The organism is Thiocystis violacea, from assembly GCF_016583565.1.
In the GTDB taxonomy this organism is placed as follows: Bacteria; Pseudomonadota; Gammaproteobacteria; order Chromatiales; family Chromatiaceae; genus Thiorhodococcus; species Thiorhodococcus violaceus_A.
The window spans coordinates 18,091-27,364 of the sequence record NZ_NRRF01000060.1 but is presented as its reverse complement, the minus strand read 5'-3'; the positions used below and the strand labels follow the sequence as shown (position 1 = coordinate 27,364).

8 protein-coding genes and 1 pseudogene are annotated in these 9,274 nt (G+C 64.9%); all 9 read left to right on the top strand.

Annotation, left to right across the window (positions count from 1 at the left end; genetic code table 11):
• Nucleotides 1-728, top strand: a pseudogene (mutL, locus tag CKO23_RS18905) (DNA mismatch repair endonuclease MutL); the annotation flags it as partial.
• A gap of 64 nt (nucleotides 729-792) precedes the next feature.
• Nucleotides 793-1,725 (top strand): tRNA (adenosine(37)-N6)-dimethylallyltransferase MiaA, encoded by a 933-nt coding sequence (miaA, locus tag CKO23_RS18900; protein WP_200333482.1) that lies wholly within the window; start codon nucleotides 793-795, stop codon nucleotides 1,723-1,725.
• A gap of 417 nt (nucleotides 1,726-2,142) precedes the next feature.
• The gene (gene hfq, locus CKO23_RS18895; protein ID WP_200333478.1) at nucleotides 2,143-2,403 is read left to right on the top strand and encodes an RNA chaperone Hfq; all 261 of its coding nucleotides are present in this window, start codon (nucleotides 2,143-2,145) and stop codon (nucleotides 2,401-2,403) included.
• 56 nt (nucleotides 2,404-2,459) lie between these two features.
• Nucleotides 2,460-3,761: a ribosome rescue GTPase HflX gene (gene hflX / locus CKO23_RS18890; RefSeq protein WP_242482563.1), complete on the top strand. Its 1,302-nt coding sequence runs from the start codon at nucleotides 2,460-2,462 to the stop codon at nucleotides 3,759-3,761.
• Nucleotides 3,762-4,032: 271 nt separating this feature from the next.
• Nucleotides 4,033-5,208 (top strand): FtsH protease activity modulator HflK, encoded by a 1,176-nt coding sequence (gene hflK, locus CKO23_RS18885; RefSeq protein ID WP_200333463.1) that lies wholly within the window; start codon nucleotides 4,033-4,035, stop codon nucleotides 5,206-5,208.
• Complete coding sequence (gene hflC, locus CKO23_RS18880) at nucleotides 5,208-6,104, top strand: protease modulator HflC (protein WP_200333453.1); 897 nt, start codon at nucleotides 5,208-5,210, stop codon at nucleotides 6,102-6,104. The genes hflK and hflC overlap by 1 nt, the downstream gene beginning before the upstream one ends.
• Nucleotides 6,105-6,271: 167 nt before the next feature.
• Nucleotides 6,272-6,454, top strand: coding sequence for a DUF2065 family protein (locus CKO23_RS18875; protein ID WP_200333440.1), 183 nt, complete (start codon nucleotides 6,272-6,274; stop codon nucleotides 6,452-6,454).
• A gap of 9 nt (nucleotides 6,455-6,463) precedes the next feature.
• A complete protein-coding gene (locus tag CKO23_RS18870) occupies nucleotides 6,464-7,651 on the top strand; it encodes an ATP phosphoribosyltransferase regulatory subunit (RefSeq protein ID WP_200333438.1) in 1,188 nt (395 codons plus the stop codon).
• 86 nt (nucleotides 7,652-7,737) lie between these two features.
• Nucleotides 7,738-9,033 (top strand): adenylosuccinate synthase, encoded by a 1,296-nt coding sequence (locus CKO23_RS18865; RefSeq protein WP_200333436.1) that lies wholly within the window; start codon nucleotides 7,738-7,740, stop codon nucleotides 9,031-9,033.
• The last annotated feature ends 241 nt before the right edge of the window (nucleotides 9,034-9,274 follow it).

Genomic DNA, 9,274 nt, shown 5'->3' with positions numbered 1-9,274 from the left:
GTGGGGGCGCTCCGCGCATGCGGGCTTCCAGTGGGGTCGGGGAGAATCGAGGTGGCTATCAAGCCTCTCTGGCGTTCCAGCAGCCGCCGCCAGACCCGGGGCCGCGGATGGCGCCCGAGCCGTCGCCCGCGGCGTCTGACCAGCCCCCGCCGATGGGTTACGCCCTGGCCCAGCTCAATGGGGTCTATCTGCTCGCCCAGGCGCCGGACGGCTTGATCCTGGTCGACATACACGCCGCGCACGAGCGCATCGGCTACGAGCGTCTCAAGGCGGCCTGGGGGCAGGGGCAGGTGGTACCCCAACCGCTGCTGGTGCCGCTGACGGTCCACGTGAGTCCGCGCGAGGCCGATCTGGTCGATGCGCAACGCGAGACGCTGGCCCAGCTGGGGCTGCGCTTGGACCGCATCGATGCGGGGAGTCTGGTGGTGCGGGAGGTGCCCGCCATTCTGCGCCAGGCGGACATCGAGCAGCTGGTCCGCGATCTGCTTTCCGATCTTGCGGAACATGGGCGCAGCGAACGGATCGAAGACGCGGTCAAGGGTGTCTTGGCGACCATGGCCTGCCACGGCGCCGTGCGCGCGAATCGTCGGCTGACCCTGGACGAGATGAATGCCCTGCTGCGCGACATGGAGCGAACCGAGCGCATCGACCAGTGCAATCACGGCCGACCGACCTGGATCAAGCTGACGCACGCCGAGCTGGATCGGCTCTTCGCGCGTGGCCGCTGACCTGGCGCCGCGCCCGCCGCCCGGCGCCGATGACCCGGACCGGCGGCCTTGGGCCATTCTGCTCATGGGGCCGACGGCGTCCGGGAAGACCGACCTGGCGGTGGAACTGGTCGAGCGGCTGCCCTGCGAGATCATCAGTGTCGACTCGGCCATGATCTACCGTGGCATGGACATCGGCACCGCCAAGCCGGGACCGGATGTCCTGGCGCGCGCGCCTCACCGGCTCATCGACATCCTGGATCCAACCGAGTCCTACTCGACGGCCCGCTTTCGCGAGGATGCCCTGGCCGCCATGGCGGAGATCCACGCGGGCGGGCGCATCCCCCTGCTGGTGGGCGGCACCATGCTCTATTTCCGCGCCTTGCAGCAGGGTCTGGCGGTCTTGCCCAGCGCGGATGCAACGCAGCGCCGGAGACTCCTGGAGGAGGCGGAGCGGGTCGGCTGGGAGGCCATGCACGCGCGGCTGGGCCGTGTCGATCCGGTCACCGCGGCCCAGGTCCATCCGAACGACCCGCAGCGCATTCAGCGCGCGCTGGAGGTCTTCGAACTGAGCGGTCGGCCGATGAGCGCGCTGATCGCCGAGGCGCAGGTCGAGCCGCTCCCCTACCGGCTGGTGAAACTGGCGCGAGTGCCTCATGAGCGAAGCGCCCTTCACGCGCGCATCGAGCGGCGCTTTCTCACCATGCTGGAGCAGGGCTTGGTGGATGAGGTGCGGGATCTCCGTGCGCGTGGTGATCTCGATCCCGATCTACCCTCGATGCGTTGCGTCGGTTATCGCCAGGTCTTGAAATACCTCTCGGGCGCGTACAACTGGGAGGAAATGTTGCATCGCGGCATCGTGGCCTCGCGGCAGTTGGCGAAACGCCAGTTGACCTGGCTGAGAGCGGAATCGGACTGTCATTGGTTGCCCGATGAGCCGGATCCCGCCGAGCGGGCGCTGGAATGGATCGAGCGATCCATCGCCCTGATGCCGGGCGCGAGCGGGTCGAGCCGCTAGCATCCCGGGGCTCGCCAGGGTCGCGGCACGCCTGGTCTCGGCGCGTCGAAGCGTCTGCTCGACGAATGCTATGGTGCGAGCGGACGGTTTCTACGACACTACTCAGCGCTACGACACGATCCAGGCGCCGTGTCAGCGACGTCCGCACCCATGTCCCGAAGGACCGTCGGAAGCTGACTGCGGCGACTGTCCGGTTTTGCCATCCTCACTGTCGATTCGACAGCGGATGGAAGTATCTGCGTATACAGGAGCAAAGACCGGAATCAATCAGAGACCTCCAGGGATTCGAGGTCTCCTTCGGAGGGTGCGTCCGTCCCGGCTGCGCCCGTCCGATCTTGACGCGGACTCTGTAATGAGGGCGCGGTCGTTTCAAGCCGGGCATCGCTGTATTACCGACAACAATAAGGAGCCAATCCCATGTCCAAGGGACAAAGCCTGCAAGACCCTTTTCTCAACGCCCTGCGCAAGGAGCGTGTCCCGGTCTCGATCTTCCTGGTCAACGGCATCAAGCTGCAGGGTCAGATCGAGTCCTTCGATCAATTCGTCGTCTTGCTGAAGAATAATGTCAGTCAGATGATCTACAAGCACGCCATCTCCACGGTGGTCCCTGCGCGCAACGTGAAACTTCCGCCGAGCGATCACAGTGATCACGGTGATCTTGAGCCGGGGAATAGTTGAGCGCTCCGTCGCAAGGCTCCGGGACACGCGACCCGGTCGCATCGAAGGGGGCAACGCTGGTCTTCGAGCGGCCGTCGGCTGGCGAGCACGCCATCCTCGTTCACTTGGATATCGGCGGTGTTGCCGAGCAGGACGAGCGTGACGAGGTCAGGCTGCTGTCCCAGGCGGCTGGGGCCGAGCTGGTCGGTGAGCTGCGCGGGACGCGCTCCGTGCCGGATCCGCGTTTCTTCATCGGCACCGGCAAGGCCGACGAGCTGAAAGCGCTCGTCGAGGCAACGCAGGCCGAGCTGGTCATCTTCAATCATCCGCTGTCGCCGGCGCAGGAGCGCAATCTCGAGCGGCTTCTGCAGTGCCGGGTGGTCGATCGCGCCGGACTCATCCTCGACATCTTCGCGCAGCGTGCCCGCTCCTTCGAGGGCAAGCTCCAGGTCGAGCTTGCCCAGCTCAGACACCTCTCGACACGGCTTGTCAGAGGCTGGACGCACTTGGAGCGTCAGAAGGGCGGTATCGGGCTGCGTGGTCCAGGCGAGACCCAGCTCGAGACCGACAGGCGCCTGCTCGGAAAGCGCGTTGCCATGCTCGAGCGCAGGCTCGAGCGCATCGAGCGTCAGCGTGCCCAGGGACGCAAGGCGCGCGCCAGGGCCGAGCTGTCCCTGGTCTCATTGGTCGGTTATACCAACGCCGGCAAGTCGACGCTGTTCAACTGCTTGACTGCGGCGGGCGTCTTCCAGGCCGATCAGCTCTTCGCCACGCTCGATCCGACGCTGCGGCGCCTGGATCTGGCGTCTGGAGACCGGGTGCTGGTGGCCGATACCGTCGGTTTCGTCAGCGACCTGCCGCATGAGCTGGTCGCCGCCTTCCGCGCGACGCTGGAGGAGACGCGCAGCGCCTCGCTCCTGCTGCATGTGATCGATGCCGCGGCGGTGAACCGTGATCGCTTGATCGCCGATGTCGAGACCGTCCTCGCGGAGATCGGGAGTCTGGAGATCCCGCGCCTGGAAGTGCTGAACAAGATCGACCTCATGGATGGAGAATCGCCTCGACTCGAGCGCGGCGAGGACGGTCAACCGATCCGGGTCTGGCTCTCCGCTCAAACGGGTGCCGGCACCGAGCTGCTGCTGCAAGCCGTGAGCGAGCTGACTGGCGGCGAGCGGGTGCGCCACCGGGTCAGGCTCACACCCGAGGACGGACGATTGCGAGCCTGGCTCTATGACCATGCCCAGGTCTTCTCGGACCAGCCGACGGAGTCTGGCGGCTGGGCGATGGACTTCGCCATGGGACGGGTGGATTTCGACCGACTGCTGGCGCGCGAGTCCCGGCTTGGGTCCAGGCTCATGGACGAGGCCCCGGTCACCTGATGCCGAGGCCCGTCGCCCCGCGTTTGCCGACATCTAGCCGCTCACTTACAATCCCGGCGTCTACAATCCCTGCGTCGATCGCTCTGCATCACTTGCTTTTATCCTATCCGAGCTTGATATCCTCAACCGAGGTCGGCACAGTGCTCCGCACGCGCGAGCGGTGCGAGCGCTGATGCGGTCCCCGCACATCCCGACCGACGCGGCCCCCTTGCTCCACGAGTCGAGTTGGCCCCGACGACCGAATTCACTACACGATACAGACGGAGAAGCTATGGCCTGGAACGAGCCAGGTGGCGGAAACAAAGACCCTTGGAGCGGCAAGAGCGGTGGCGACGAGGGTCCGCCGGACCTCGACGAGGTCGTGCGCAAGCTCCAGGAGCGTCTTGGTGGACTCTTCGGGGGCAATCGTCCCCCGGGTGACGGCTCGGGCGGTGGCGGGCGCTTTGGCGGCCCCGGCGCTCAGCTCAGCACCAAGGTGGTCGGCGTGATCATTGGTATTCTGCTGGTCATCTGGTTGGCCACGGGTATCTACATCGTCGAGCCCGCGGAGCGCGGCGTCGTGCTACGTTTCGGGCACTACGTCGATACCACGGGGCCAGGGCCGCACTGGCACCTGCCGGTTCCGGTCGAACGGGTCATCAAGGTCAATGTCGACGAGATCTCGACCCTCACCCATAAGGCCGCGATGCTGACCCAGGACGAGAACATCGTCGAGGTCGAGCTGACGGTGCAATCGCGCATCCAGGATGCCGCGGACTATCTCTTCCAGGATCAGGATCCGGAGCGCACCCTCAACGATGCCACGGTCACCGTAGTGCGTGTCACCATCGGTCAAAGCAAGCTCGACTTCGTCATGACCGAAGGTCGCGGCGCCGTCGCCGTCACCATCAAGGAGCGCATCCAGAAGCTGATGGACCGCTACAAGACGGGTCTTCTGGTCACCAGCGTGAACATGCAGCCGGCCAAGCCGCCCGAGCAGGTCAAGGCGGCCTTCGACGACGCCATCAAGGCACGCGAGGACAAAGAACGGCTGGAGAACCAAGCCGAGGCCTATGCCAACGAGGTCCTGCCAAGCGCCCGCGGTAATGCAGCGCGCATCTCAGCGGATGCCAAGGCCTATCGCGATCAGGTCATCGCCGAGTCCGAGGGTGAGTCCGCGCGCTTCACGGCGATCCTGAGCGAATACGCCAAGGCGCCAGAGGTCACGCGCGAGCGCCTCTACATCGAGACCATGGAGGATGTCCTGAGCAAGAACGGCAAGGTGATCCTCGATGTGCAAGAGGGCGGCAACAGCCTCATCTACCTACCGATCGATCAGCTCATGAATCAGCAGAGGTCCAAATCGCAGAACAAAGCGTCGCAGGAAATGTCGAGCAGCACGCTCGCCGTGCCTGACAAGTCGAACTCGCCGCAGCGTGTGGTCGACCGTGATCGGAGGTCGCGCTGATGAACTCACCCAACGTGATCAAGAGCAATGTCATCAAGACGCTGCTGCCGCTGTCGCTGGTCGCTATCGTCATCTTCTTCTCGGCCTTCACCTTCGTGGTGCAGGAGTACGAAGTCGCCCTCAAGCTGCGCCTGGGTGAGATCGTCTCGGATAGCTACGATCCAGGGATCCACTTCAAGGTGCCGGTGCTCAATCAGATCAAGAAGTTCGACCGCCGCATCCAGACCCTGGATTCGCAGCCCGAGCGCTTCCTGACGATCGAGAAGAAAGACGTTATCGTCGACTCCTACGCCAAGTGGCGCATCGCGCGGCCGGCGCAGTTCCTGCGCTCGACGGGCGGCAACAGTGCGCGCACCAGCCGTCTGCTGTCGGAGCGCATCAACACCAGCCTGCGCGACGAGTTCGGCAAACGCACCATCCAGGAGGTCGTTTCGGACGACCGCCTGGCGCTCATGGAGATGCTGACCAAAGAGGTCAACGCCAACGCGGGCGACCTGGGTGTCGAGGTCATCGATGTGCGGGTCAAGCAGATCGATCTGCCACCGGAGGTCAGCGAGTCCGTCTACCAGCGCATGCGTGCCGAGCGTGAGCGCGTGGCGCGGGATCTGCGCGCCAAGGGTGGAGAAGCGGCCGAGCGCATTCGTGCCGATGCCGATCGCCAGCGCACCGTCATCATCGCCGAGGCCTATAAGGAGTCGGAGGAGATTCGCGGTGAGGGCGACGCCAAGTCGGCTGAAATCTATGCCAAGGCTTACGGCCAGGATGCCTCGTTCTACGCCTTCTACCGGAGCCTGGAAGCCTACCGGACCTCGTTCGGCGAGGGCGGTAACATCATGGTGCTCGAGCCTGACTCCGAGTTCTTCCGATACTTCCGCGAGGCGAGCGGTCAGCCTTAGTCGGAGCGGACCGCGCTCGACAATCCGATCCAGATGAAGAATCCCCGTCAGGGGATTTTTCATTGTTGGACAAAGGTCGGGCGGTCTGAAAAGATATCGTCCTTTGGCCGCGAGCACCAAGCTGACGAGGTTGGCTCTGGATCGCCCCTTGGGACCTGCTTCGAACCGTGCACGACATCCTTGTAGCCTTGTCCCTCATGCTCGTCATCGAAGGGATCTGGCCCTTCCTCAGCCCTGGCACCTTCCGCCGGGTTCTGGCAATGATGGCGCTGGAGGGCGAGCGTCCGCTGCGTATCGGCGGTCTGCTCAGCATGCTGCTCGGTGTCGGTCTGCTATATCTTGTGAATTGAAGAACGTCCATGAATGAGGAACGGTGGCTCTTACCGGCCGGCATCGAAGAGGTGCTGCCGCCGCAGTCCCAGGTGATTGAGTCCCTGAGGCGCGAATTGCTCGATCTCTACGCGAGCTGGGGGTATGAGATGGTCATACCCCCGTTCATCGACTATCTGGACTCGCTGCTCACCGGAACGGGGCAGGATCTGGATCTCCAAACCTTCAAGCTGACCGATCAGCTCTCCGGCCGGCTCCTGGGCGTGCGGGCGGACATGACGCCCCAAGTCGCCCGCATGGACGCACACCACCTGCGGCGCGATACCCCGACGCGGCTCTGCTATCTGGGCACCGTCCTCCACACCATGCCGGACGGCTTCGGCGGCAGCCGCAGTCCCCTGCAGATCGGTGCCGAGATCTACGGGCACTCCGGTATCGAGAGCGACACCGAGATCCTCAGGCTGACGCTGCTGACACTGCGAACGGCCGGTATCGGCGAGTGCTATCTCGACCTCGGGCATGTTGGCATCTACCGCGGCCTGGCCCGCCAGGCCGGGCTGGATGCCAGCCAGGAGCACGCGCTCTTCGACGCCTTGCAGCGCAAGGCCGTCCCCGAGATCGAGTCCCTGATCGATGGTTTCGGCGTCAGCGGCGCGCCGGCTGACATGCTGCGCGTGCTCGCCGAGCTGAATGGCGCGGACGCACTCAAGCAGGCCGATGATCTGCTGCGTGGCGCGGACACCCAGGTCCGCGGGGCACTGGACTATCTGCACGCGCTCGCGGAAGAGCTGGGACGCTGGATTCCAGAGCACTCCATTCATTACGATCTCGCCGAGCTGCGCGGCTATCGCTACAAGACCGGCGTGGTCTTCGCCGCCTTCGTGCCTGGCTGGGGGCTGGAGATCGCGCGTGGCGGACGCTACGACGATATCGGCCGCGTCTTCGGGCGCGCGCGTCCCGCCGTCGGCTTCAGCACCGACTTGAAGGGCCTGCTGCGTCATGGTCAGGGCCTTGAGGAGCGCTACCACACGCGCGCTCCAGTCTACGCACCCTGGTCGGCCGACACGGCCCTGTGCGAGGCCGTCGACCACTTGCGTGCCGAGGGCAGACGCGTGATCACCGCCCTCCCTGGGCTCGACCAGGATCCGCGCCAACTCGGCTGCGAGCAGACGCTGGTGGAGCAAGACGGGCGCTGGGCGCTCCGGGATATCGACTGATCAGAGACGCCGAGCGAATCGGACACTGAGTTACACCAAACACCGAGCACTGAGCTAAACCGAATACTGAGTAGGAAACCTGATTGATGGGCAACAACGTCGTCGTAATTGGAACCCAGTGGGGTGATGAGGGTAAGGGGAAGGTCGTCGACCTGCTGACCGACCGCGCGGCCGCCGTCGTGCGGTTTCAGGGTGGCCACAACGCCGGCCATACCCTGGTGATCGATGGCACCAAGACCGTGCTTCACCTGGTGCCCTCGGGAATCCTCCGCGACGGCGTGCGCTGCCTCATCGGCAATGGCGTCGTGCTCTCTCCCGAGGCTCTGTTCGAAGAGCTGGACATGCTGGACAAGGCTGGCGTGCCCGCCCGTGAGCGCCTCGGCATCAGCGCGGCCTGCCCCCTGATCCTGCCCTACCACATTGCGCTCGATCACGCCCGCGAGCGGGCACGGGGTTCCAAGGCGATCGGCACTACCGGACGTGGCATCGGCCCCGCCTATGAGGACAAGACCTCGCGTCGCGGCATTCGTCTCGGTGAGCTGCTGGACGCGGAGCACTTCAAGGAGCGCTTGCGCGAGGTCCTGGAGTACCACAATTTCACGCTCGAGCACTATTTCAAGGCGGACAGCGTCGACTACTCGGCGGTGCTCGATCAGGCACTGGCCCACGCCGAGCAGCTCCGCCCGCTGGTGGTGGACGTACCAGGTCTCCTGCATGCACTGCGCGCGGAAGGCAAGGACGTGCTCTTCGAGGGCGCTCAGGGTGCCCTGCTCGACATCGATCACGGGACTTACCCCTATGTCACCTCCTCGACCACCACGGCCGGCGGGGCGGCGAGCGGCAGCGGCGTCGGTCCGCGCGACCTCGATTATGTCCTGGGCATCGTCAAGGCCTACACCACCCGCGTGGGTGCCGGACCCTTCCCGACCGAGCTGCACGACGCGGACGGCGACCGCCTGGGCCAGCGAGGTAACGAATTCGGCGCAACCACGGGCCGCAAGCGCCGCTGCGGCTGGCTCGACATGGTCGCGCTCAAACGTTCTTTCGCCATCAACAGCGTCACGGGAATCTGCATTACCAAGCTGGACGTCCTGGACGGCATGCAGACCGTCAAGATCTGCACCGGCTACGACATGGATGGCGAGGAGCTGACCGCGCCACCGGTCGGAGCGGACGCCTTTGCGCGTTGTCAGCCCAAGTACATCGAGTGTCCCGGCTGGAGCGAGTCCACCGTGGGCGCGGCCTCCATGGACGCCCTGCCCGCGAACGCCCGCGCCTATCTCGAAACCATCGAAAAGCTCAGTGGTTTGCCGATCGACCTCATCTCGACCGGCCCCGAGCGCCTTGAGACCCTGATTCGCCGTCATCCCTTCGACGTCTAGGCGAATTCCCAACATGGCCAGGTTCAAGACGAGGGTCGGCAAGCGGAGTAACGTCCGAATGTTGGACGGGAACCTGGCATCGGTGCTCGATGGACCTGCCCATGGTGAAAGGCTCGGGCCTGCGAGGGCGGACGTGTCCGTCGAGCACCATCGCTTCGAGCCGCTCTGATCGCGCGGGCTTTGCCCATCAACGCGATCGGCACATCCTGTCGATCATTTCCTGGTCATCACCTTCGTCGTT

Excerpts from the sequence above, each read along its gene's own strand:
- miaA (WP_200333482.1), top strand. The coding sequence starts at position 793 with ATGGGGCCGACGGCGTCCGGGAAGACCGACCTGGCGGTGGAACTGGTC.
- hfq (WP_200333478.1), top strand. The coding sequence starts at position 2,143 with ATGTCCAAGGGACAAAGCCTGCAAGACCCTTTTCTCAACGCCCTGCGC.
- hflK (WP_200333463.1), top strand. The coding sequence starts at position 4,033 with ATGGCCTGGAACGAGCCAGGTGGCGGAAACAAAGACCCTTGGAGCGGC.
- hflC (WP_200333453.1), top strand. The coding sequence starts at position 5,208 with ATGAACTCACCCAACGTGATCAAGAGCAATGTCATCAAGACGCTGCTG.
- CKO23_RS18870 (WP_200333438.1), top strand. The coding sequence starts at position 6,464 with ATGAATGAGGAACGGTGGCTCTTACCGGCCGGCATCGAAGAGGTGCTG.
- CKO23_RS18865 (WP_200333436.1), top strand. The coding sequence starts at position 7,738 with ATGGGCAACAACGTCGTCGTAATTGGAACCCAGTGGGGTGATGAGGGT.